This is a genomic window from Cellulophaga sp. 3_MG-2023 (assembly GCF_030546975.1).
GTDB lineage: Bacteria > Bacteroidota > Bacteroidia > Flavobacteriales > Flavobacteriaceae > Cellulophaga.
This window is the reverse complement of sequence record NZ_JAUOPS010000001.1, coordinates 164,389-189,832: the sequence shown is the minus strand read 5'-3', so window position 1 is coordinate 189,832 and position 25,444 is coordinate 164,389. Positions and strand designations below refer to the sequence as shown.

Genomic DNA, 25,444 nt, shown 5'->3' with positions numbered 1-25,444 from the left:
AAGAAGTAAGACTTGGAGATTCAAGAAAATTTGTCTTGACTCTTGATTCTATTAATCTTAAAGAAAAAAAATGAAAACAGCATATATAGTAAAAGCATACAGAACCGCAGTTGGTAAAGCACCAAAAGGCGTGTTCCGTTTTAAAAGAACAGATGAATTAGCTGCAGAAACCATTAAACATATGATGACTGAGCTACCTAGTTTAGATCCAAAGCGCATTGATGATGTTATTGTGGGTAACGCAATGCCAGAAGGTGCACAAGGTTTAAATATGGCACGTTTAATCTCTTTAATGGGATTAGATATTGTAGATGTTCCTGGGGTAACTGTAAACCGTTTTTGTTCTTCCGGAATAGAAACAATTGGTATGGCTACTGCAAAAATACAAGCCGGTATGGCAGATTGTATTATTGCTGGTGGTGCAGAAAGTATGAGTAGTGTACCAATGACAGGTTTTAAACCAGAATTAAATTATGACATAGTTAAAGCTGGTCATGAAGATTATTATTGGGGAATGGGTAACACTGCAGAAGCGGTTGCAAAGCAGTTTAAAGTTTCTCGTGAAGACCAAGATGAATTTGCATTTAACTCTCATATGAAGGCGTTAAAAGCACAAGCAGAAGATCGTTTTCAAGATCAAATAGTACCAATAGATGTAGAACAAACTTATGTTGATGCTAATGGTAAAAAAGCGACAAAGAAGTATACCGTAACTAAAGATGAAGGTCCACGTAAAGGAACAAGTAAAGAAGCTTTAGCTAAATTACGTGCAGTATTTGCTGCTGGTGGTAGTGTTACTGCAGGTAACTCGTCTCAAATGAGTGATGGTGCTGCTTTTGTAATGGTAATGAGCGAGGATATGGTTAAAGAGTTAAACTTAGAGCCAATTGCACGTTTAGTTAACTATGCAGCTGCAGGTGTAGAACCTCGTATTATGGGTATTGGCCCAGTTAAAGCTATCCCAAAAGCATTAAAGCAAGCAGGTTTAAAACAAGAAGATTTAGGTTTAATTGAATTAAACGAGGCATTTGCTTCTCAATCTTTAGCTGTAATTAGAGAATTAGATCTTAATCCAGATATTATAAACGTAAACGGTGGTGCAATTGCATTGGGTCACCCATTAGGTTGTACAGGAGCAAAACTTTCTGTTCAACTTTTTGATGAAATGCGTAAGCGTGATATGAAAGGTAAATATGGAGCCGTTACAATGTGCGTAGGTACAGGACAAGGAGCTTGCGGAATATTTGAGTTTCTTAATTAAGAAATTCAAATAAATTAAATTTCAGAAGAAAATAAACAAATACAAAAATGATTTCAAGTTTCAAATCCAGACTTAAGCTGTCTTGATTCTTGGTTCTAGAAATCTTAAAATCTAATAAAAAAACAAATGGCAGATACAGAAAAAGATATCCTACGCGGAGGTCAATTCTTAGTAAAAGAAACAAATTGCGAAGACGTTTTTACTCCTGAAGATTTTTCAGAAGAACAAACAATGATGAAAGAAGCGGTAGCTGAATTCAACGAACGTGAAATTATAGCGCACAAAGCAAGGTTTGAAGCTAAAGATTATGCATTAACAGAAGAAGTTATGCGTAAAGCTGGTGAATTAGGATTTTTAGGTGTTGCCGTACCAGAAGCGTACAATGGTTTAGGAATGGGCTTTGTATCTACAGTATTAACGTGTGATTATATCTCTAGTGGTACAGGTTCTTTTAGTACTGCTTTTGGTGCACATACAGGTATTGGTACTATGCCAATTACTCTTTATGGTACAGAGGAACAAAAACAAAAATACGTTCCTAAATTAGCTACTGGCGAGTGGTTTGGCGCTTACTGTTTAACAGAGCCAGGTGCAGGGTCTGATGCTAACTCAGGTAAAACTACTGCTGCACTTTCTGAGGATGGAAAATCGTACAAAATTAACGGACAAAAAATGTGGATATCAAATGCAGGTTTTTGTAGCTTGATGATTGTTTTTGCTCGTATTGAAGATGATAAAAACATTACAGGTTTTATTGTTGAGTATGATCCAGAAAATGCAAACGGAATTACATTAGGTGAAGAAGAGCATAAATTAGGTATTAGAGCTTCATCTACAAGACAAGTATTCTTTAACGATACTGTTGTTCCTGCAGAAAATATGCTTGCCGGTCGTGGAGAAGGATTTAAAATTGCAATGAACGCATTAAACGTTGGTCGTATTAAATTAGCTGCTGCTTGTTTAGATTCTCAACGTAGAATTGTAACAACAGGTGTACAATATGCTAACGAGCGTAAGCAATTTAAAACTCCTATTTCAGACTTTGGAGCTATTAAAATAAAATTAGCAGAAATGGCAACTAACGCTTACGTTGGTGAGTCTGCAACATACAGAGCTTCTAAAAATATAGAAGACCGTATTGCTATGCGTGAAGCTGCTGGTAACACACACCAAGAGGCAGAACTTAAAGGTGTAGAAGAATATGCTATTGAGTGTTCTATATTAAAAGTTGCAGTATCAGAAGATGTACAGAGTTGTGCAGATGAAGGTATTCAAATTTTTGGAGGTATGGGCTTTTCTGAAGAGACACCTATGGAAGCTGCTTGGAGAGATGCTCGTATTGCTCGTATATACGAAGGTACAAACGAAATTAACCGTATGCTTTCTGTAGGTATGTTGGTTAAAAAAGCAATGAAAGGTCACGTAGATTTATTAGGCCCTGCTAGTGAAGTACAAAGTGAACTAATGGGTATACCATCTTTTGAAACTCCAGATTTTTCTGAGTTGTTTTCAGAAGAAAAAGTAATGATTAAGAAGTTAAAGAAAACTTTTTTAATGGTTGCTGGTGGTGCTGTTCAAAAATTTGGACCGCAATTAGAAGAACACCAACAGTTATTAATTGCTGCTGCTGACATTTTAATTGAAATTTATATGGCAGAATCTGCTATTCTTAGAACTGAGAAAAATGCCAAACGTTTTGGTGAAGATTCTCAGAAAACACAAATAGCAATGTCTAAATTATATTTATACAACGCTGTAGATATTATTGAGAAAAAAGGTAAAGAAAGTATTATTTCTTTTGCTGAAGGTGATGAGCAACGTATGATGTTAATGGGACTTAAACGTTTTACTAAGTACCAAAACTACCCAGACATTGTAGACTTACGTAATGAAATTGCTGAAAAAGTAAAAGCTGAAAACAAATATTGTTTTTAACAGATAAAACCGTACATTTACAAAGATACAACCTACATAGATTTAGCTTGTATACAATAATTGACTAATTCAAATTGAAGCTTATAAAGCAGAGATTTAACAAAACCATCAGTTTTACTGATGGTTTTTTGTTTTTAAAAGGCCTAATTTTACAACTAGTATTTTAAATGCATAAGATTGAAAAAATTAGTTGAAGCATACAGTCCAGAAAACTTTAGAAAAAGGGGACACGAGTTAATAAATGAACTAGCAGACCATTTTGAAAACACTTTAGAAAATAAGAACAACAAAACCATACATTGGAATCAGCCAAAGGATGAACATCTTTTCTGGAAAGATTATTTAAAAAATGGTGATGAAAAAAACTTATTTAGCACAATAATTAGTCACTCTATACACGTACATAATCCAAAATACATTGGTCACCAAGTAACCCCTACCCTACCAATAACAGCATTAAGCGCACTTGTAAGCGCTTCTTTAAACAATGGTATGGCTGTATATGAAATGGGTGTTGCTGCCTCTGCTATAGAACGTATAGTTACAGATTATCTATGTATAAAAGCAGGTTATACACAAGCCGCAAATGGCATATTAACATCTGGTGGTACGCTGGCTAATTTAACCGCATTACTTACAGCACGCAAATCAAAAGCATCTACAAATGTATGGGCACAAGGTAGCACCAACTCATTAGGAATTATGGTTAGTGAAGAAGCGCATTATTGTGTAGACAGAGCAGCTAGAATTATGGGTTTAGGCGATGCTGGAATTATAAAAATACCTTCTACCGAAAATTTTAATATGAATCTGAATTTGCTTGAGGAATATTATCAAAAAGCAAAAGACAATGGTATAGAAGTATTTGCTATTGTAGGTAGCGCACCCTCTACATCTACTGGTATTTATGATAATTTAGATGCCATTGCAAACTTTAGCCAAGAAAAAAACATATGGTTTCATGTTGATGGTGCTCACGGTGGTGCAGCTATATTTTCTAAAACCCACAAACATACTGTAAAAGGTATAGAAAAAGCAGACTCTATTGTTATTGACGGTCATAAAATGATGATGATGCCAGCTTTAACCACAGCCCTACTCTTTAAAGATGGTAGCACGTCTCACGCTACTTTTAGTCAAAAAGCAGATTATTTACTAGAAGAATCTAAAGAAGAAGACTGGTACAATATTGCCAAACGTACGTTTGAGTGCACTAAAACAATGGCAAGTATACACTGGTACACTATTTTGAAAACGTATGGAGAAGAAATTTTTGATGAATATGTTACTACGCTTTATGATTTAGGGCATCAATTTGCAGAAATGGTTGTTGCTGATCCAAATTTTGAAATTGCGGTACAACCAGCTTCAAACATTGTTTGTTTTAGATATGTTAACTCTAATTTATCAGAAAAAGAAACAAACTCTTTAAATGAAAAAATTCGTCAATCTATATTAGAAAAAGGAGAATTTTATATTGTACAAACAAAACTAAGAGGCATACATTACTTACGTGTTACTATTATGAATCCTTTTACAACAAAAGCACATTTACAACAATTACTAGAACGTGTATTAGACGAAGTAAACTAAAGCAAAACCCTTATCTATATAACAGATAAGGGTTTTGTTTTAATATCAAAAAAATACAATAAACTACTCTCTCATAGATTCTAATACTTTTTCATCACTTTCTTTTGCAGAAAAATTTAATGCACATTCTATTAATGCTAAATGAGAATATGCCTGTGGAAAGTTACCTAAAAGTCGTTTTGTTTTAAAATCTACATCTTCACTAAATAACCCTAAATGGTTGCTATACCCTAGCAACCTATCAAAATATATACGTGCTTTTTCTTCTTCTCCTATTTTAAACAAGCTATTTATAAACCAAAAAGTACATATTGTAAAAGATGAGGATGGCAATCCAAAATCATCTTCATTTTTATATCTATACAACAAACCATCATTACATAAATTATTTTCTACAGCTTTTACTGTAGCTACAAATTTAGGATGCTTGGCGTGTATAAAACCGTAAGACTCCATTAGTAAAACAGAAGCATCTAAATAGGTAGACCCGTAAGACTGTGTAAAGGCGTTTACTTCATCATTCCAAGCATTTTCTAAAATGTCCTTTTTAATCTGCTGCTCTAACCTAGTCCATTTTTCAATTTTATGTGCTTTATTAAAAATTCTAGCAACCTTAATAGCTCTATCTATTGCAACCCAACATAAAACTTTAGAAAAGGTAAAGTGACGATCTTCTGCTCTAAATTCCCAAATTCCCTTGTCTGCCTCTTTCCAGTGTTTATCTACTATCCAAACAATACCTTTTGTTATTCCCCAGAGATCTTCTCCATTTTCTAAGTCTGTAGAAAACTTTACTAGTTGCTCATAAATAACATCCATAAGAATGCCATAAATATCGTTCTGCTTTTGCTTGTATGCAGCATTACCAACGCGTACAGGTTTAGAGCCTTTGTAACCGTCTAAATGCTCTAGTGTCTCTTCTGTAAGTTCTTTTTCGCCATTAATACCGTACATAATTTGCAATTTTTCATCCTTATCTGGTATAAGATTTATTATAAATTGCAAGTATCTTTTGGCTACGTTTTTGTGTCCAAGCTCAGACATTACTTTTATAACCATAGAAGCATCTCTAATCCAACAAAAACGATAATCCCAGTTTCTTACTTCTCCAATAGTTTCTGGTAAAGATGTGGTTGCAGCGGCCAAAACAGCTCCAGTTTTATCGTAAGTTAATAGCTTTAAGGTTATAGAACTCCTGTTTATTTCTTTATTGTATAAATGATACTTAGGAATTTTTCCACTCCAGTTTAACCAATAAACTTTGGTGCGTTGTTGTTCTAAATAAACTTTTTTTACTGATGGCGAAAAAATCTTTTCATTGTACCCAAATAAAAAATAACCATCTTGGGTAAGCTCTATTTCATTACCACTAACTACACGTTCTTTATTAAAAGAGGTGTATAAAAAAACGGTATCAAACTTTTCTCCGTGTGTTAAACTAGTAATAAATTCTTTTTTTATATAAGTTTTTGTTTCGCCAGCTGCATATTCTAACTTAGGATTGTACAATACTTTAAAAGTAGGTTTACCAGATACATACCTTAAATAGCGTATAATTTCTGGTGGTGAGTAATACGAACCGTCTTCAGTCTTATATCTTGGCATAAAATCACGTACTTCAAAAATATGATTACCATTAGTATATGTAGTAACTAATATTGCAGTTTGTGTTATATAATTCTGAGTAATTTTATAATCGCTACTTGTTAGGATTTCAAAACTACCCCCTTTATTTTCATCTAAAATTTTAGCAAAAACTGAGGAAGAATCAAATGCAGGCAAACAGCTCCATTCAATTGCACCATTCTTAGAGATAAGGGCTGCGCTTCTACAATTTCCTATAATTCCATAGTCTAAATTATCCATATAATAAATTAGGGTTAAACATTTCTAATTAGTAGGTTTTATTACCAATTTTATCGAAATTTATACAAAAATCAATTAAATTCTAGCAAAAAATACCGATTTATGAGTAAAACTATCATTATCTCAAATAGACTACCAGTACAATTAGAAATTCATAATAATGAAATAAAAACAACACCTAGTGTTGGCGGATTGGCAACTGGTATGAAATCTGTACACTCTGGAAGTAATGATTTATGGATAGGATGGAGTGGTTTAACAGATGAAAATATACCAGAAGGTTTAGAAAGTAATATTGATGCTACCTTAAAAGATCACGGTTGTGCTAAAGTTAAATTAAATGCAGAAGAGGTAGATGGATTTTATTTTGGATTTAGTAATAGAACTATTTGGCCTTTATTTCATTATTTTTTAGAGTATTCTGAATTTGAACTTGATAATTGGGAGATATATAAAGCTGTAAACCAAAAATTTGCTGACGCAATTATAGCTAAAGCAGACGATGATGATATTATATGGGTACACGACTACCAATTAATGTTAGTACCACAAATGGTTAAAGAGAAAAAACCAGATATTTCTATTGGTTTCTTTTTGCACATTCCTTTTCCGTCTTACGAAATTTTTAGAACGCTACCTTGGCGTGAAGAAATTTTACGAGGCTTAATGGGGTCAGACCTTATTGGTTTTCATACCTATGATTACGAAAGACATTTTTTAAGTTCTGTTAGGCGTTTACTTGGCTTAGACGTTAGCTTTAATGAAGTACATATAGAAAACAGAATTGTAAAAGTAGATTCTTTTCCTATGGGAATAGATTATAAAAAGTTTAGTGAAGCTGGTAAAGCAAACTCATTAAACGCTACAGAAAACCAGTCAGATTTTCAACAACGATTAAACGCTCACAAAGCATCTACTAAAGACGCTAAACTAATTTTATCTATAGATAGGTTAGATTACACTAAAGGAATTGCAAAAAGATTAAACGCTTTTGAGTATTTTTTAAACAAGCATCCAGAGTATAAAGAAAAAGTTAGACTAATAATCTTAGCCGTACCATCTAGATCTAACGTGCCACAATACCAACTACTGAAAAAAGAAGTTGATGAATTGGTTGGTAGAATTAACGGAGAATTTTCTACAGTGAACTGGACACCAATATGGTATTTCTACAGGTCTATGCCTTTTGAAAACTTAATAGATTTATATACCTCTTGTGATATTGCTTGGCTTACTCCTATTCGTGATGGTATGAACCTTGTTGCTAAAGAATATATTGCAACTAGAACAGACAAAACAGGGGTATTAATTTTAAGTGAAATGGCTGGCTCTGCTAATGAAATGAACGAGTCCTTACTAATTAACCCTAATAACTTTGAGCAAACTGTAGAAGCGCTGCAGCAAGCAATTAATATGCCTGTAGAAGAGCAACAAGAACGTAATGATATTTTGCAAAAAAGACTAGAGCGTTATAATGTAGAAAAATGGGCTAACGACTTTGTAAATTCTTTAAAAGAACAAAAAGAAAATAGCATTTCTTATGTATCTAAAAAATTAGGAAAAGAGCTTTTAAGTACTGTAGAAAAAAACTACAAACTAGCTAAAAAGAAGTTATTATTTATAGATTATGATGGTACTTTAGCTGCCTTTAAAAACGATCCTCAAAAGGCTAGTCCAGACGAAGAGCTTTACACTTTATTAGATAATATTGCTGCACAACCAAATACAGATATGTACTTAATTAGCGGTAGAGATAAAGAAACTTTTACCAAGTGGTTTTTACATAAAAAATATAATATGATTGTAGAACACGGTGTTTGGATTTCTCAAAACGGAGAAGAATTTAGAATGCTAGAAAATGTAAAGAAAGAATGGATGCAAAAAATTCATCCTGTTTTAGAATCATTTGTAGACCGTACACCTGGTAGTTTTATTGAAGAAAAAAATTATTCTTTAGCTTGGCATTATAGAAAAACAGATCCAGATTTTGGAAACAAAAGAGCAACAGAATTAAACACAGTACTAACCAGTTTAATTGCTAATGATGATTTAAGCGTACTAAATGGTAATAAAGTAATGGAAATTAAAAGTAGTAACGTAAACAAAGGTCGTGCTGCTATGCGTGTTTATAATGATGATACGTATGATTTTGTTTTTGCTATTGGTGATGACTGGACAGATGAATTTATGTTTCAAGAATTACCAGAAAGTGCTATTACCGTAAAAGTAGGTCACCAAAAAACACAAGCAAAATATTATGTAGATGGTACTACAGATGTACGCAAACTATTAAAACGTTTTATAGATTAATATTTAGGATTTAGGTTTAGTACTTTTGTACGACCAACCAAAAACCTAATATGAATAGCTTAACAAGGAAATCCTATATTTTACCATTATTAATAGTATCGCAATTTGCGTGTACATCTTTATGGTTTGCTGGTAATGCTATTGTAGACGATTTAGCTTTAAAAACCGGACTAGGAAACAGCATAATTGGTTATGTTTTATCCTCTGTACAATTAGGTTTTATATTAGGTACTTTGGTGTTTGCCTTATTTATGATTGCAGACCGGTTTTCACCATCTAAGGTTTTTGCAATTTGTGCTTTGTTTGCGGCATTATGCAATTTTAGTTTACTTGCAGATACTATTACCAAATGGCACATTTTAGGTGCTAGGTTCGGAACCGGTTTTTTTTTAGCCGGAATATATCCTGTAGGTATGAAAATTGCCTCTGATTATTACAAAAACGGACTTGGTAAAGCGTTAGGCTATTTAGTTGGTGCTTTAGTTCTAGGAACAGCTTTTCCTTTTTTAATTAGTGGCTTAAATTGGGGCAGTAATTACCAAACAATATTACAAGCAACATCAATTTTAGCTTTACTAGGAGGCTTAGTAGTTGTTATTTTTGTTCCTAACGGACCTTACAGAAAACAAAGTTCTAAACTTAAACTAAAAGCAGGCGTACAATTGTTTAAAAATCCCATTTTTACAAAAGCTGCAATAGGTTACTTTGGTCATATGTGGGAACTCTATGCATTTTGGGCATTTACACCATTAGCTATAAAAACAATAAACAACATACAAAACACCAACTATTCTGTTCCTATTTTCACCTTTATGGTTATTGCTTTAGGTGCAGTATCCTGTGCTGTTGGCGGCTCTTTTTCTAAAAAGCACGGTAGCTATAAAGTAGCTGTAATTGCTTTATTTATTTCTGGACTCTGCTGCTTTTTATCTCCTTTATTTTTTAAACTACCTGCGCTATTTTTTATTATTAGTTGGTGTATTTGGGGAATGGCAGTAACAGCAGATTCTCCACAATTCTCTAGTCTAGTTGCACAAGCCGCACCAACAGAATTAAAAGGAACTGGACTTACACTTGTAAACTCTATAGGGTTTGCTATTAGCATTTTAAGTATTCAGCTTTTAGCGGCTTTAGCAACAAGCATTAATGCTTCTTTTATTTTCTTATTTTTAGGCATTGGACCACTTATTGGTTTATTTGCTTTACTTAAAAAGAAATACAACTAACTCACATAAAAACTAAAAAATGACTCTCAAAAAATTATTCTTACTATTATTTATTCTTGGTATAACGTTTACAAATGCACAAACAAACTCTAAAATTTACGATATTATTAATGCGGTTTCAGAAGAGCGCATTAAAAATGATATTACTACACTAGCTAACTTTGGCACACGTAACACCTTTAGTGACACTGTATCTAATACAAGAGGAATTGGAGCTGCAAGAAGATGGATAAAATCTGAATTTGACAAAATGTCTACCGAATGTAACAACTGCTTAAATGTATTTTATCAGAAAGATTTTGTTACAAAAAAAGGAAACGGTAGAGTACCACATGATGCGTGGGTTGTAAATGTTGTTGCCATACAAAAAGGCACAAAGTATCCTAACAGATATATAATTATGAGTGGCGATATAGACTCTAGAGCTAGTGACACTATGGATTTTACTACAGATGCTCCCGGCGCAAATGATAATGCTAGCGGTATGGCTGGCACAATGGAAGCCGCACGTGTCTTATCAAAATATAAATTTGAAAATAGTATAATTTATGTAGGTTTATCTGGTGAAGAACAAGGCTTATTTGGTGGTGCTGGTTTAGCTAAATATGCCAAAGAAAAAGAATGGGACATTATTGGTATTTTAAATAATGATATGATTGGAAATATTAAAGGTGTTGATGGCGTAATAAGTAATAGGGATTTTAGAATTTTTTCTGAACCTGTACCTGCAAACGAAACAGAAAGGCAACGTAAAGCAAGACGTTTTTATGGTGGTGAGGTAGACGGTATATCTCGTCAATTAGCGCGCTACATTCATAAAAATGTAAAAACATATATGCCAGAAATGAATCCGATGATGATTTATAGGTTAGATAGATTTGGTAGAGGTGGGCATCACAGACCTTTTAACGATCTTGGTTTTCCTGGCATAAGAATAATGGAAGCGCATGAAAACTACACTCAACAACACCAAGATATTAGAACAGAAAATGGCATTGCTTATGGCGATGTTGTAGAACACGTTAATTTTGCATATGCTAAAAAACTAACTGCTGTAAATGCTATAACAATGGCTAATTTAGCTTGGGCCCCTCCTTCTCCTACAACAGTTAAAATTGGAGGTATTGTAGAGGCTTCTGCCAAACTTGAGTGGTCTCCGGTAGAAGGTGCTATAGGTTATAAAATATATTGGAGAGATACTACTTCGCCTACTTGGGACAACAGTAAATATGTAGGTAATGTTACAGAGCAAACTTTAAACGGTATTGTAATTGATAATTCATTTTTTGGTGTTGCAGCCGTTGGAAAAGATGGTTTTGAGAGTGTTGTAGTTTTTCCTAATAAAATTATGAGGTAGTTAACATTAACTTATTTTTAAAATTAAAGCTAAAGCTAAACACTTATATTTGCTAAGCTTAAATAAAACTATAAATGAAATACGGAATACTGATACTTGTTTTTACACTATTTATATCTTGTAAAAATGACGATGTTACAATTAAAGAACCTGTAGATTACACTGCACAAAACGAAGCAGAAATTAAAACTTACATAGAAAAAAACAACCTTACTGCTCTAAAGAGTGATAGCGGTTTATATTATGTAATAAATGATGAAGGTAACGGAATAAGACCAACAGCAACCTCTGATGTTACTGTAGCTTATAAAGGATATTTTACAGACGGCAACACTTTTGATGAAAGTGATACTAACGGAATTTCTTTTAACCTACAACAAGTAATTGCTGGCTGGACAGAAGGTATTACCTACTTTAAAGAAGGTGGTAATGGTGTGCTACTAATACCATCTAGATTAGGGTATGGCAGTAATGATGTAAGCCGCATACCAGGAGGATCTGTTATAATTTTTGATATTAATCTACTAAGTGTAAATCAAAATTAAACCTTAAAAATACAAGTTAAACAAGCCATTAATTAGGAAACTCTTTAATGGCTTTTTCTTTTTATTACATTTACAGATAAATATATTTGTACTACTAACAAACTACTCATATGAAAAAAGCTTTATTAATTTGTGCTACCCTACTCCTATCTTTTGGTGTATATGCACAAAAAACATTTACAAAAACAGATACTTTACGTGGCACAATTACTCCAGAACGCGCTTGGTGGGATTTAAATTACTACCATTTAGACGTAACAGTAGACCCTGCTACAAAGTATATTTCTGGTAAAAACACCATTATGTATACTGTTTTAGATGAAAATCAAGTGCTTCAGGTAGATCTACAACCACCTTTAAAAATTACCAAAGTAACACAAAAAGGGAAAAAGCTAAAATTCACCTCAGCAACAAATGCGCATTTTATAAAACTAAAGCAAAAACAACAAATTGGTGCCGTTAACCAAATTGTGGTGTATTATGAGGGTAACCCAAAAGAAGCTGTAAATGCACCTTGGGATGGTGGTTTTTCTTGGTCTAAAGATAAAAACGGCAAGCCATTTGTAGCTACATCTTGCCAAGGTTTAGGTGCCAGTGTTTGGTGGCCAAATAAAGACCATATGTATGACGAAGTAGATAGTATGCGCATTAGTGTTACTAATCCTAAAGGACTATCTAACATTTCTAACGGAAGACTAGAAAAAATTGAGGAACACGCTAATACTGTAACATCTCATTGGGTAGTTAAAAACCCAATTAATAACTATGGTGTTAATGTTAATATTGGTGACTATGTGCAATTTTCTGAAGTTTATAAAGGTGAAAAAGGTCCTTTAGACATGAATTATTATGTGCTACGCGATAACTTAGAAAAAGCAAAAGTACATTTTAAAGATGCTCCTAAAATGATGAAGGCCTTTGAGCATTGGTTTGGACCTTATCCTTTTTATGAAGATGGTTACAAACTGGTTGAAGCTCCTTATTTAGGTATGGAACACCAAAGTTCTGTTACGTATGGTAACAAATATATGCAAGGTTATTTGGGCAGAGATTTGTCTGGTTCTGGCTGGGGTTTAAAGTTTGACTTTTTAATTATTCACGAATCTGGTCACGAGTGGTTTGCCAATAACATTACCAATAAAGACATTGCAGATATGTGGATACACGAAAGTTTTACAGCTTATTCTGAAAGTCTATTTTTAGATTACTATTACGGAAACCAAGCTGCTAATGAGTATGTTATTGGTACACGCAAAAGTATTGCTAACGACATTCCTATTATTGGTAATTACAATGTAAATGATGAAGGCTCTGGAGATATGTATTACAAGGGTGCTAATATGATACATAGTATTAGGCAGTTGGTTGATAATGATGAAAAATGGAGACGTATTTTAAGAGGGTTAAATAAAGACTTTTACCATTCTGTTGTAACCACAGCGCAAATTGAGGATTATTTAAGTCATCAATCTGGAATAGATTTAACAACTATATTTAATCAGTATTTAAGAGACGTACGTATTCCTAACTTAGAATATAAAATTGAAAGCAATAAACTAAAGTACAGATATACAAATATTGTAAGTGGTTTTGATATGCCTATAAAAGTAAAAATTAACGATAAAGAACAATGGATTTTTCCTTCTGCTGATTGGAAAACAACTAAAGTATCTTCTGAAAACGCTACTGTAGTTTTTGATCCTAATTTTTACATCAATCTTAAAAAAATATAAATATATAGCACTTATAAAATGAGTATAAAAAAATCCGCTTTACAATGTGTAAAGCGGATTTTTATGATTAAAAACTAGTGTTTAGTCTTTTAATATCACATCAGGATTTAATAATTCTGGCTCACCGTACCCTAACTTATTAAGTTTATTAAGCTGCGTTTTAGCATCACCCACAATTAAGTAAATCATTTTATCTGGATTAACATATTCATCTGCTAATGCTTTAACATCTTCTACAGACATATTTTTTACTCCTTGCTCTCTTTGCTTAGCATAATCTACAGGATAATTATACATACTAATATTCTCTAGCATATTTAATTTAGACCCCATAGTTTCAAAAGCTCTTGCATTACTTTTTACCATATAGCCTTTAGATACCTCCAAATCGTTTTGGTTATAGCCTTTACTATAATTTTTCATAATATCTTTAACCAACTGAGAAGCCTCATAAGTTACATTGGTACGTACACCACTAGATACTGTAAATAAACCAGATGTTTTACCACCACTAAAGCTAGAGCCTACCCCATAAGTATATCCTTTACCTTCTCTAAGTTCTTGTGTTAATTGCGATGCAAAACTGCCCCCACCTAGCCTATAGTTCATTACCTGCGCAGGGTAAAAATCTTTATCTGTGGCAGCAATTGCTGGTGTCCCAAATAACAATATAGATTGTTTAGCATCTGGTACATTATAAAAATACACTTTAGATTTTTCTGGAGTTTTAGCTGCAATTACTGTTGGTACAGTTACATTTTTTTGTTCCCATTTAGTATTTAAAGTCTCTAAAGATGCTGTAGCGTTAGCCGCAGTAATATCTCCTACTATATGAAAATTAGCAACCGTTGGTGATACATTAGCATTGTAGTATTCTTTTAAATCATCTAAAGTTATTGTCTTTACAGATGTTGTTGTACCTGCATTATTATTTGCTAAAATATTGTCTGCACCATATAGTACTTTATAAAATTCGTTTCTAGCAATACTATTAGGGTTAGCTTGCGCTCTTTGCAATTGACTAATAGTACTTTGTTTAAGCAAATTAAACTCTTTAGCATCCCAACGTGGTTCCAAAATAATTTCATTAACCAAATCCATTACTTTTGTATAGTTTTTAGCTAAACAATTACCAGAAATTATAATATACTGGTTGCTTGCAGATGCAACAATTGTTGCTCCTAAAGTTTCTATAGCATTCTCTAATTCTTCTGGCGTTTTATTTTTTGTCCCTTTGGTTAACATAGATGCTAGCAAATTAGAAACACCTATTTTATTTTTATCTTCTAGTAACATACCACCATTAATTATAAAATTAAATTCTACTAATGGTACTTCATTATTCTCTATACCAAATACCTTAATTCCAGATGAAAGCTCCTCTTTATAAACGTCTGGTACTTTTACATCTGGGCTATCGCCGTAAGGAGGCTCTATACTACGGTCAAAACTAGAAGGTGTTTTTTGGTAAGTAGCAGCAATACTAGGATCAAAAGTACTTTCTTTACCTTCAACAATTTTCTCTTCTACAACCTCAGCTTTTATAGACCCTTCTAAAACCAAAGAAGATTGACCTTTTGGCACAGCACTTACCGCAACAAAATTCTTTCCTTTTACATACGTGTTGTACACACGCATAACATCTTCTTTAGTTACTGCTAATATATTTTTCACATCTTCACTAACATAACCAGGATCACCTGCAAAAATCTCATATTGTGCCAACTGAAATCCTTTACCCAGAACACTAGAAAGTGAATTGTAAAAATCTGTTTCTTGACCTGCTTTTATTCTGTTAATATCTACATCAGAAATACCATCTTTTTCAAACTTAGTAAAAGCTTCTTGTACAGCATTATTTACACTTGTAAGCTCTGTAGTATCAAAAGCAGTAACAGATAATGTTAATTCACCTGCAAGCTCTGATGAGTAATTATACATACGCACACGATCTGTTAGCTTTTTATCTTCTACCAAAACCTTATATAAAGGTGCTTTTTTACCATATGCTAGGTATGATGATAATACATCTAATGCATACGCATCTTTATGAAACTCTGGTACAGATGGCCACGTTATAGATAGTTGTGGTAAACGTGCAAAGTTATCTTCATAGTATAACTTTTTAGTTTCTGGTAAAGTAACAGGCTGCTTCTCTAAAGCTGGTATATCATCACCTTTTTTAATTTCATCAAAATACTTTTTAACCCATTCTTTTGCTTGGTTTTTATCAAAATCACCAGCAATTGTTAATGTAACATTATTAGGAACATACCACTTATTGTAAAAATCTTTTACATCTTGTAAAGTTGCATTTTGCAAATCTTCTAAAGACCCAATAACTGTCCAGCTATATGGGTGACCTTCTGGATATAATGCCTTTGTTTGCACATAGTTTACGTGTCCGTAAGGATTATTATCTACTCTTTGTCTTTTCTCATTTTTTACAACTTCTTTTTCTTTAGCTAAAACAGGTTCTGTAACTGTATTTATAAAATACCCAAGCTTGTCTGCTTCTGCCCAAATCATTTTTTCTAAGGCATCTTTAGGCACTGTCTGAAAATAATTGGTACGGTCTCTACTTGTAGATCCGTTTGCACCAGAACCGCCAATACGCGCACTCATTTTGTCTAAACCACCTTTACCCAGATTTTCAGATTCTAAAAACAATAAGTGCTCAAATAAATGAGCAAAACCTGTTCTGCCTACTTTTTCACGAGCAGAACCAACGTGACTAGTTAATGCTACTGCCACAACAGGATCTGACCTATCTATATGAAAAATAACTTGCAAGCCATTATCCAATGTAAATTTATCATAATCTACTTTAAATTCTGTTTTTGCTATTTCTTCTGATGTTTTTTCTGTTTTCTCTTTACAAGAGATTACAAGCAACACAGTTACTGCTGCCAAAAAAGATTGTAATTTTCTCATTTTTTTATTGATGAATTAGTTTTAAGTTAAGTATAATTATTTTTTAGTTCCCATTAATACATTTACCCCTTTAGGCATTGGGTTTCCAGAAGATCTGCGCATAACAACTATTTGTCCGCTGTGCCATATTGCATCTGCAATAGGTCCGTTTATAGCATTCCAAAACGGAAGCTTAAATTCTTCATTAAAAACCAACTCGTGTTCTTTTAAGTCAGTTGCATTTTTTAAAATATCACTAGCTTTTTTAAAGTTCTCTAATGTTTGTTTTCTTTTTTCCTTAAAGGTTAGTTTTTGGTTTTTATCTTCATCAATCTTTAAACTCGTTGTTTTTAAAATCATTTTAGATAAACCATAAATATGATCTACGGTTTCACCAGTGCTCCTACCCTCTTTGTTTGGTTTGTACTCTAAATCTTTTGGCTGTAACCCTTCTGTTGCCCAATAATATCTAAAACCTAAGGCGTCTATAGTTCTGGCAGCTACTGTGCCAGCTGTAAAACTGTCTGGTGCTTCTGGTATTTGATAATATGGTAGATCTTGTTTAGACAGTTCTTGCGCATTTACAGACATCATAATTATAAAGGTTAAAACAATAAAGGTATAAGTACGTTGCATCTTTTTAGTTATTTTTGGATATAAATATACATTAAAGTTTATACTAAAATATCACCAAGCCAAAATGGAAACAAAACCAGAACTCTATTTTAAAAACACTACCGAATGGCGAGAGTGGTTGCATAACAACCACAAAACTAGTTCTGGAATTTATATAATACTATACAAAGTAAGTCACGCTAAAGAAAGTATGCTTTGGGAAGATGCGGTTAAGGTTGCACTTTGTTTTGGTTGGATAGATAGTACCGTTAAAAATTTAGGTGACGGAAAAAGAAGGCAATATTTTTGCAAACGAAAAGCAAAAAGCGTTTGGAGTAAATTAAATAAAACACATATAAAAAATCTAATTGCTGCTGATTTAATGCACCAAAGTGGATTAGATAGTATTAAAATTGGTAAACAAAATGGTTCTTGGACAGCTTTAGATGATGTAGAAAACGGAGTTATACCTAACAACTTACAAGAAGCTTTTAATGAAAACCCCAATGCTTTTAGAAACTACAATAGTTTTGCTCCATCCTATAAAAAACATTATCTATACTGGTTAAACCAAGCCAAAAGAGAGGAAACAAAGCAAAAAAGAATCGCAGAGATTATAAAACTCTGCGATGCCAATATAAAATCTAGGAATACGTAGTAGTTTACAATCCGCTTATATAATTACTATACGGATCTTTAAACTGTATACCTTCTGTAAATCTGTATTTACTTAATTGCTTAAACTGTACTAAGCCCCAAAGTATAAACTCTTTTACAAAATAGCTTTCTTCTTTTTTTAATTTTGGTTGATGTGCTCCTAACAAATCATCTAAAGGAGAAACAGCATCTAACATATTCTTGTATTGTTTATCACTTAAATCATCAAGAAGTTCAAATCCGGCTTCATTATTAAAAAACCAAGAAACCACATCATCATAAGGACTATCGTCTTCTTGTTTTTTAAGTTTTTCAATTTTAGGAAAATAATCTACAAACAACGTTTGTACAGCCTCACCTATTAGATTATAAGCTACGCTTGCTGCACCTTCTTGTTCTCCTTCATAAACTAACTCTACTTTACCCGTAATTGCAGGTATAATACCTAGAAAATCACTAAGTCTAACCGTAGTTTTAGTGTCTCCATTTTTTAATGCTCTAAGTTCTGCTGTACTTAATAAATTTTCAAAAGCAGTAATACTTAGTCTAGCACTTACACCACTTTTAGCATCTATATATTCGCTTTTACGTGCTTCAAAAACAATTTGTTCTAATAGGTCTTTTGCTAGCTCTGGGACCATTACAGCATTAGACTGCCTTTCGTCTAACTTTGCCTCTTGCGCTGTTATTACTTTAGCTGTTTCTATATCTTCTGGGTAATGAGTTAAAATCTGTGACCCTATTCTATCTTTTAAGGGCGTAACAATACTACCACGGTTGGTATAATCTTCTGGATTTGCTGTAAAAACAAATTGCATATCTAAAGGCAAACGTAATTTAAATCCTCTAATTTGTATATCGCCTTCTTGCAATATATTAAACAATGCAACCTGAATTCTTGCTTGTAAATCTGGCAGCTCATTAATAACAAAAATACAACGGTTAGCACGTGGTATCATTCCGTAATGTATTACTCTATCATCTGCATAACTCAACTTTAAGTTTGCTGCTTTTATAGGATCTACATCTCCAATAATATCTGCTACAGTAACATCTGGTGTAGCCAACTTTTCTGCAAAACGCTCGCTTCTGTGCAGCCAAGTAATAGGTGTACTATCTCCTTCTTCTTTAATAAGTTCTACAGCGTATCTAGAAATTGGCTGTAAAGGATCATCATTAATTTCAGATCCTTTTACCACTGGTATATATTCATCTAATAAATTAAGCATTAGTCTAGCCAAACGTGTTTTTGCTTGTCCACGTAAACCTAATAAGTTTATGTTGTGTCTAGATAGTATAGCACGCTCTAATTCTGGTATTACAGTATTTTGATACCCGTGAACACCTGTAAATGTGGTTTCTTTATTTTTAATTTTTTCTATTAAATTATCTCTTAGCTCATCCTTTATAGACTTACTTTGGTAACCAGCTTTTTTTAAATCGCCTAGTGTTTTTATTGTATCTATTTTCATATTTTCTTTTTAGAAAAGAGGTTTATAAATTTAAGAAAACTGACTTTATTGTCTTATCTTATTTCTATTCTCTAAATTCTTTTATCCTTTAATTCGTTTTTTTCTATTGGTTTCGTAATCTTCAAAAATCATTTCTCCAAGTCCTTTTAAACCTGTATAAAATGCTTTTCCTTGGTTTGCGTGTGTAAACTCCCTTACAAATTGCATTAAATACGGGTCTTGCGCAATCATAAACGTAGTTATAGGTATGTGTAGCTTTCTTGCTTGTTGTGCCATACCATAGCATTTATTTATAATGTTCTCGTCTAAACCAACACTATTTTTATAATACGTACCATCTGGCATTTGCAAACAACTTGGTTTACCATCTGTAATCATAAAAATTTGCTTGTTGGTGTTACGCTTTCTACGGAGTAAATCCATTGCCAATTGCAAACCAGCAACAGTATTAGTATGGTAAGGGCCAACTTGTAAATACGGTAAGTCTGCAATTTTAATAGGCCAAGCATCATTACCAAAAACAAGTATATCTAACGTATCTTTTGGGTAACGTGTAGTGATTAATTCTGCCAAGGCCATTGCAACTTTTTTAGCAGGTGTAATACGGTCTTCTCCATAAAGAATCATACTATGGCTAATATCTATCATAAGTACAGTACTCATCTGCGACTTATGCATAGTTTCTTCAACCACCAAATCATCTTCCGTTAACCTAAAGTCACCAATACCGTTATTTACTTGTGCATTACGGAGACTTTCTGTCATAGACACTTTATCTAAAGCATCTCCAAATTGGTAATTTCTAAAATCGCCAGTATGCTCATCACCTGCTCCAACACCTTTGCTTTTATGGTTACCAGAACCGCTACGTTTTATTTTACCAAAAATTTGGTCTAATGCGGCTTGTCTAATAGCTCTTTCTGTTTTAGCTGTAATAGCAGTACCATTGCTACCATCTGGTTTTATTTCTTCTCTAATATAGCCTTTAGCCTTTAGGTCTTCTATAAAATCATCAATAGTATAGTCTTCTGTAGTAAGCTTATATTCTTTATCTAACTCCCGCAACCAATCTATAGCTTCATCAAAATCTCCAGATGTATGTGTAATTAGCTCTTTAAAAATCTCAAAAAGCTTTTCAAACGGAGTTTGTGAAGGGGCTTTGTATTGCTTAAACACAAAACCTTTTCTGTTTATTTTATCATTCTTCATACAAGTATAAAAATACGGCTTTTTCAATAAACCTTCTATTTTCAAAAACGTATTTGTATTAAATGTTTGCTAAATGTAAGCTTGCTTTGTTAACATATTATTATGAAATTTTGGTGCAGTTTTCGTTATTTTCGGAAACTTTAAATAAGTTCCTATTGAAAATTAAGATTAACAAACTCGCAAAAAGCACTCGTTTATACAGAAATCTACATAAAACAGTAGCAATAATTTTGGTTGCTTTTATATTAATTATAAGTGTTACCGGAGCTTTGCTTGCCTGGAAAAGCGAACTTTACTTAAAACCTTCTACCTACAAAATAACTGCAAAAAACAATACTCTTGTTCCTTTAAAAACTATAGAAGAAAATGCCATAGCGTATATAGATTCTTTACAATTATCTACAATAATAGACCGTATAGATTACAGACCTAAAAAAGGTATAGCTAAAGTTAGGTTTGATGAGCATTTTACAGAGTTACAAATTAACTGCTACACTGGCAAAGTTGTATCTGTAAAACAACGTACAGATACTATTATTGAAAAAATACATGATGGATCTATTATAGATTATTTTATAAAAAATGATGCTTCAATATTTAAACTTTTATATTCTACTATACTTGCTTTAGGACTCATATTTATTAGTGTAAGTGGTATTATACTATGGATAAACCCTAAGAAGATAAAAAAAATAAAGACCACTAATAATCAATAACTTAACTCAATATTACTTATTTTTAAAAATCAACTAACAACTCTAAAAAATGAAAAAACTACACTCACTTTTATTCTTTTTTACTGTTTTGTGCTTGTCTGCGCAAGACTTTAAAATGGATTATGTACAAGACTTAAAACCCAGAAACATTGGCCCTGGAGGTATGAGCGGCCGTGTAACTGCTATAGATGCTGTACATAGTAATCCTGATATTATTTATGCAGGTACAGCCTCTGGTGGATTATGGAAATCTACCTCTGGAGGTATAAAATGGGACCCTATTTTTGATAAAGAAGTTACAGCTTCTGTTGGTGCTGTTGCCATACAACAAAGCAACCCTTCTGTAATTTGGGTAGGCACAGGAGAAGGCAACCCTAGAAATAGTTTAAATGGTGGTTATGGTATTTACAAGTCTTTAGATGGCGGTAAAAACTGGTTACCAATGGGCTTAGAAAAAACCAGACATATACACAGAATTGTAATAGACCCAACAAACCCAAACATTGTTTATGCTGGTGCAATTGGTTCTCCTTGGGGAGAGCACCCAGAACGTGGTGTTTTTAAAACAACAGATGGTGGTGTTACCTGGAAAAAAATACTATATACCAATAATAAATCTGGTGTTGCAGATTTGGTAATGGACCCTACAAACCCAAACAAGCTAATTGCTGCAATGTGGGAGCACAAAAGAGACCCTTGGTTTTTTAAATCTGGTGGTGTTGGTAGTGGCTTATATATGACGCACGATGGTGGAGAAAACTGGAAAAAAATTACTGAAGAAGATGGTTTACCTAAAGGAAATTTAGGCCGTATTGGTGTTGCAATTGCGCGCAACAAAACTAATGTTGTTTATGCTTTAGTTGAAGCTAAAAAAAATGCATTATACAAATCTACCGACGGTGGCTTTAAATGGAAAAAAATTAATGATAAATCTGATATAGGAAATAGACCTTTTTATTACTCAGAAATTTATGTAGATCCACAAAACGAAAATAGAGTTTATTCTGTTTTTACTTATATAAATGTATCTGAAGATGGTGGTAAAAACTTTAGCCAATTAATGCCTGCTTATGGTGCAGATAATGGCGTACACCCAGATCATCACGCCTGGTGGATACACCCAGAAAACGGACAGTTTATGATGGACGGTAATGATGGTGGACTAAATATTACCAAAGACGGTGGTAAATCTTGGCGTTTTATTGGTAACCTACCTGTAGCGCAGTTTTACCATATTAATGTAGATAACGAGTTCCCATACAACGTTTATGGAGGTATGCAAGATAATGGCTCTTGGCGTGGACCTGCTTTTGTTTGGAAAGCACAAGGTATACGTAACAGCTACTGGCAAGAAATTTCTTTTGGTGATGGTTTTGATGTTGTACCAGATTTAGATGATTCGCAATTTGGTTATACAATGAGTCAGCAAGGAAATGTATCTAGATATGATTGGAAAACAGGGAACAATTACTCTGTAAGACCAACACCACCAGATGCAGAAACAAAATTGCGTTTTAACTGGAACTCTGCTATTGGTCAAGATCCTTTTAACAATGCTACAGCATATTTTGGTAGTCAGTTTGTACACAAAACAACAGACAAGGGGTTAACGTGGACAATTATTTCTCCGGATTTAACCACTAATGATCCAGAAAAACAAAAACAAAGCGAAAGTGGCGGATTAACTATGGATGCTACCGGAGCAGAAAACCACTGTACTATTTTAGTAATAGAACCTTCTCCTGTAGAAAAAGATATGTTGTGGGTTGGTACAGATGATGGCCGTGTACACGTAACACAGAATGGCGGTACCAACTGGACAGATGTGACCAAAAATATAAAAGGTCTACCAAAAGGTAGCTGGATACCACAAATTAAAGCATCTAACAAAAATAAAGGAGAAGCTTTATTAGTTGCTAACGATTATCGTAGGTTTAACTACGCACCTTACGTTTACAAAACCGTTAATTATGGTAAAACGTGGACTAGAATTGTTGATGAGAGCGATGTTAAAAGTTATGCTTTATCTATTATTGAAGATCCAGAAACACCAAACTTATTATTTTTAGGTACAGATGATGGTTTGTATATATCTTTTAATGCTGGTAGTAAATGGCAAAAATGGACAGAAGGTTTCCCTACTGTATCTACAAAAGATTTAATAATACACCCTAGAGAAAACGACCTTGTAATTGGTACTTTTGGTAGAGCTGCTTGGGTTTTAGATGATATTAGACCACTACGTGCTATAGCAAAAGACAAAACTGTACTAACTAAAGATGTTGCTTTATTTACACCTCCTGTTGCCTACCAAGCAGCTTACCAACAACCTACAGGTAGCAGATTTGGTGCAGATGCATTATTTAATGGTGAAAACAAAAAAGGTGGTGCTATGCTAACGTACTTCTATAAAAAGAAAGAAAAAGTAGAAAAGCCTAAAGATGAAAACAAAAAGGAAGAAAAAGAAAATACTCCTACAAAAAAAGATGGTGTAGCTTCTAAAGATTCTTTACAAATTCAGTTTTTTAATGGTGAAGAATTAATACGTACTATTAAAATTAAAGCTCCTAAAAAAACAGGATTACACCGTTACTACTGGAATATGTCTGAAAAAGGTTCAGAAAGACCATCACGTAGCTTACGTAAATCTAAAAGAGAACCAAGCGGGCAAAGAGTTAAACCTGGTACTTATAAAGTACAGTTAACCTACGGCTCAACCACAGATGAAACAATGCTAACTGTAAAATCAGACCCAAGGTTAAATGTATCTAAAGCTAATATTGATGAAATATACAATGCTAGCAAAACATTAGCAAGTTATACCCAAACTGCTGCAGACGCTGTTAAACAACTTGTAGAAAGTAAAAATACTGCCACAAAGTACAAGTCAGATTTATCAAAACTAGACAAAGAAAAATACAAAGAAGAAATTAAAGCTTCTGCAACTATTATAAAAGATATAGATGCTGTAATTGCTCTTTATATAGGTAAAGTAGATAAAAGACAAGGAATTACAAGAAACCCAGAAATTACAGTTATGCAAAGAATTGGGGCTGCAAACGGTTATGTACGTAGCAGAAAAACAGGTTTAACTAGCACAGAAAACAACCTAATACAATTTGCTAAAAAAGAGTTAGAAACGGCTTTAGAAAAAACAAATACCTTTTTCTCTGAAAAATGGAATCCGTACAAAACAAAAATTAGCAGTTTAGAAACCAATTCTTTTAAAGAAATAAAAACCTTTACAATTAATTAAAAGGATAAGAGTAATAGATTTTTTACCTTTATACTTTAAAATTTATAGTATTATGAAAAAGATAAAATTAGTATGTGTAAGCTTATTAGCTGTAGCAGCTTTTAGTTGTAAAAATGCAAACAAAGAAAACTCTCATAACTCTGAAGATCATAAAAACGCAGATCATAGTCACACAGAGGCAGAGGCTCAATATACTTTAGTTGCAGACTCTACAAAAGCTAGTTTTACAGCATATAAAACTACAGATAAAATTGGTGTTGGCGGTACATTTAAAACGGTTAACATTAAAAAATCTAACACAGGATCTACTCCTTTAGAAGCTTTAAACGGTACAGAGTTTAGCATTCCTGTAAGTAGTTTATTTACAAATGATGGCACTGGAACAAGAGACCCAAAAATTATAGAATTCTTTTTTGGAGTGATGAAAAACACAGAATTAATTTCTGGAGTTTTAAAAGTTGAAGATGATAAAGCTTCATTAGATGTTACTTTAAACGGAGAAACAGCAAACATTCCATTAGAGACTGAAAAATTATCTGATAATAAATTTACATTTACAGGTGTAATGAATTTAGAAAACTGGAATGCTTTAGACGCAGTTGCATCTATAAACAAAGCTTGTGAGGCTTTACATACTGGTGCAGATGGTGTTAGTAAAACTTGGAGCGATGTACAGATAAAAGGCGAAGTACTTTTAGCTAAGAAGTAATTTTTTAATTGATAGCGTTACTATTTACTTTTTATGGGTTAAAGATATAAGAGCATTACTCTTAGTTTAGT

At 33.1% G+C, this 25,444-nt stretch carries 17 protein-coding genes; 12 read left to right on the top strand and 5 right to left on the bottom strand.

What is annotated here, in order from left to right; translation table 11 throughout:
- Positions 1-70 precede the first annotated feature (70 nt).
- The 3 genes from Q4487_RS00685 (at position 71) to Q4487_RS00675 (ending at position 4,789) form a co-directional block, all read left to right on the top strand.
- Positions 71-1,261, top strand: coding sequence for an acetyl-CoA C-acyltransferase (locus Q4487_RS00685; RefSeq protein WP_100896320.1), 1,191 nt, complete (start codon positions 71-73; stop codon positions 1,259-1,261).
- A gap of 126 nt (positions 1,262-1,387) precedes the next feature.
- Entirely contained in the window at positions 1,388-3,196 is a 1,809-nt protein-coding gene (locus tag Q4487_RS00680; RefSeq protein WP_100896321.1) for an acyl-CoA dehydrogenase family protein, read from the top strand.
- Positions 3,197-3,373: 177 nt separating this feature from the next.
- On the top strand, positions 3,374-4,789 hold the full coding sequence (locus tag Q4487_RS00675) for an aminotransferase class I/II-fold pyridoxal phosphate-dependent enzyme (protein ID WP_303543934.1): 1,416 nt from the start codon (positions 3,374-3,376) through the stop codon (positions 4,787-4,789).
- 63 nt (positions 4,790-4,852) lie between these two features.
- On the opposite strand, the gene Q4487_RS00670 is transcribed toward Q4487_RS00675, so the two are convergent.
- On the bottom strand, positions 4,853-6,655 hold the full coding sequence (locus tag Q4487_RS00670) for a glycoside hydrolase family 15 protein (protein ID WP_303543932.1): 1,803 nt from the start codon (positions 6,653-6,655) through the stop codon (positions 4,853-4,855).
- A 102-nt stretch (positions 6,656-6,757) separates the two neighbouring features.
- Between Q4487_RS00670 and Q4487_RS00665 the strand changes: the two genes are divergently transcribed.
- The 5 genes from Q4487_RS00665 (at position 6,758) to Q4487_RS00645 (ending at position 13,826) form a co-directional block, all read left to right on the top strand.
- Positions 6,758-8,965, top strand: a complete 2,208-nt coding sequence (locus tag Q4487_RS00665) for a bifunctional alpha,alpha-trehalose-phosphate synthase (UDP-forming)/trehalose-phosphatase (protein ID WP_303543929.1) — start codon at positions 6,758-6,760, stop codon at positions 8,963-8,965.
- A 50-nt stretch (positions 8,966-9,015) separates the two neighbouring features.
- Positions 9,016-10,191: a nitrate/nitrite transporter gene (locus Q4487_RS00660; RefSeq protein WP_303543927.1), complete on the top strand. Its 1,176-nt coding sequence runs from the start codon at positions 9,016-9,018 to the stop codon at positions 10,189-10,191.
- Positions 10,192-10,210: 19 nt separating this feature from the next.
- The gene (locus Q4487_RS00655) at positions 10,211-11,548 is read left to right on the top strand and encodes a M28 family metallopeptidase (protein WP_303543920.1); all 1,338 of its coding nucleotides are present in this window, start codon (positions 10,211-10,213) and stop codon (positions 11,546-11,548) included.
- A gap of 74 nt (positions 11,549-11,622) precedes the next feature.
- Positions 11,623-12,093: an FKBP-type peptidyl-prolyl cis-trans isomerase gene (locus Q4487_RS00650; RefSeq protein WP_303543917.1), complete on the top strand. Its 471-nt coding sequence runs from the start codon at positions 11,623-11,625 to the stop codon at positions 12,091-12,093.
- A gap of 110 nt (positions 12,094-12,203) precedes the next feature.
- Positions 12,204-13,826 carry a M1 family metallopeptidase gene (locus Q4487_RS00645; protein WP_303543914.1) on the top strand — a complete coding sequence of 541 codons (1,623 nt, stop codon included), beginning with the start codon at positions 12,204-12,206 and terminating at the stop codon, positions 13,824-13,826.
- An 81-nt stretch (positions 13,827-13,907) separates the two neighbouring features.
- Here Q4487_RS00645 and Q4487_RS00640 read toward each other — a convergent pair whose 3' ends face one another.
- Positions 13,908-16,760 (bottom strand): pitrilysin family protein, encoded by a 2,853-nt coding sequence (locus Q4487_RS00640; RefSeq protein ID WP_303543912.1) that lies wholly within the window; start codon positions 16,758-16,760, stop codon positions 13,908-13,910.
- 36 nt (positions 16,761-16,796) lie between these two features.
- Entirely contained in the window at positions 16,797-17,375 is a 579-nt protein-coding gene (locus tag Q4487_RS00635) for a hypothetical protein (protein ID WP_303543909.1), read from the bottom strand.
- 64 nt (positions 17,376-17,439) lie between these two features.
- Here Q4487_RS00635 and Q4487_RS00630 point away from each other — a divergent pair, with 64 nt between their 5' ends.
- Entirely contained in the window at positions 17,440-18,012 is a 573-nt protein-coding gene (locus tag Q4487_RS00630; protein WP_303543907.1) for a YdeI family protein, read from the top strand.
- A gap of 4 nt (positions 18,013-18,016) precedes the next feature.
- Here the strand turns inward: Q4487_RS00630 and Q4487_RS00625 are convergent, their stop codons facing one another.
- Together Q4487_RS00625 and Q4487_RS00620 are read right to left on the bottom strand one after the other, a co-directional pair.
- On the bottom strand, positions 18,017-19,483 hold the full coding sequence (locus Q4487_RS00625) for a magnesium chelatase (RefSeq protein WP_303543904.1): 1,467 nt from the start codon (positions 19,481-19,483) through the stop codon (positions 18,017-18,019).
- Between the two features lie 81 nt (positions 19,484-19,564).
- Positions 19,565-20,692 carry a VWA domain-containing protein gene (locus Q4487_RS00620; protein ID WP_303543901.1) on the bottom strand — a complete coding sequence of 376 codons (1,128 nt, stop codon included), beginning with the start codon at positions 20,690-20,692 and terminating at the stop codon, positions 19,565-19,567.
- Positions 20,693-20,847: 155 nt separating this feature from the next.
- Here Q4487_RS00620 and Q4487_RS00615 point away from each other — a divergent pair, with 155 nt between their 5' ends.
- The 3 genes from Q4487_RS00615 to Q4487_RS00605 are packed head-to-tail and all read left to right on the top strand — an operon-like array spanning position 20,848 to position 25,373.
- Entirely contained in the window at positions 20,848-21,408 is a 561-nt protein-coding gene (locus Q4487_RS00615; protein WP_232732637.1) for a PepSY-associated TM helix domain-containing protein, read from the top strand.
- A 49-nt stretch (positions 21,409-21,457) separates the two neighbouring features.
- Entirely contained in the window at positions 21,458-24,664 is a 3,207-nt protein-coding gene (locus Q4487_RS00610) for a hypothetical protein (protein WP_303543897.1), read from the top strand.
- A 52-nt stretch (positions 24,665-24,716) separates the two neighbouring features.
- Positions 24,717-25,373, top strand: a complete 657-nt coding sequence (locus tag Q4487_RS00605) for a YceI family protein (RefSeq protein WP_100896336.1) — start codon at positions 24,717-24,719, stop codon at positions 25,371-25,373.
- The last annotated feature ends 71 nt before the right edge of the window (positions 25,374-25,444 follow it).

Coding starts and splice junctions, on each gene's coding strand:
- Q4487_RS00680 (WP_100896321.1), top strand. CDS start 1,388: ATGGCAGATACAGAAAAAGATATCCTACGCGGAGGTCAATTCTTAGTA.
- Q4487_RS00625 (WP_303543904.1), bottom strand. CDS start 19,483: ATGAAAATAGATACAATAAAAACACTAGGCGATTTAAAAAAAGCTGGT.
- Q4487_RS00610 (WP_303543897.1), top strand. CDS start 21,458: ATGAAAAAACTACACTCACTTTTATTCTTTTTTACTGTTTTGTGCTTG.
- Q4487_RS00640 (WP_303543912.1), bottom strand. CDS start 16,760: ATGAGAAAATTACAATCTTTTTTGGCAGCAGTAACTGTGTTGCTTGTA.
- Q4487_RS00685 (WP_100896320.1), top strand. CDS start 71: ATGAAAACAGCATATATAGTAAAAGCATACAGAACCGCAGTTGGTAAA.
- Q4487_RS00620 (WP_303543901.1), bottom strand. CDS start 20,692: ATGAAGAATGATAAAATAAACAGAAAAGGTTTTGTGTTTAAGCAATAC.
- Q4487_RS00605 (WP_100896336.1), top strand. CDS start 24,717: ATGAAAAAGATAAAATTAGTATGTGTAAGCTTATTAGCTGTAGCAGCT.
- Q4487_RS00635 (WP_303543909.1), bottom strand. CDS start 17,375: ATGCAACGTACTTATACCTTTATTGTTTTAACCTTTATAATTATGATG.
- Q4487_RS00630 (WP_303543907.1), top strand. CDS start 17,440: ATGGAAACAAAACCAGAACTCTATTTTAAAAACACTACCGAATGGCGA.
- Q4487_RS00655 (WP_303543920.1), top strand. CDS start 10,211: ATGACTCTCAAAAAATTATTCTTACTATTATTTATTCTTGGTATAACG.
- Q4487_RS00645 (WP_303543914.1), top strand. CDS start 12,204: ATGAAAAAAGCTTTATTAATTTGTGCTACCCTACTCCTATCTTTTGGT.
- Q4487_RS00660 (WP_303543927.1), top strand. CDS start 9,016: ATGAATAGCTTAACAAGGAAATCCTATATTTTACCATTATTAATAGTA.
- Q4487_RS00670 (WP_303543932.1), bottom strand. CDS start 6,655: ATGGATAATTTAGACTATGGAATTATAGGAAATTGTAGAAGCGCAGCC.
- Q4487_RS00650 (WP_303543917.1), top strand. CDS start 11,623: ATGAAATACGGAATACTGATACTTGTTTTTACACTATTTATATCTTGT.
- Q4487_RS00665 (WP_303543929.1), top strand. CDS start 6,758: ATGAGTAAAACTATCATTATCTCAAATAGACTACCAGTACAATTAGAA.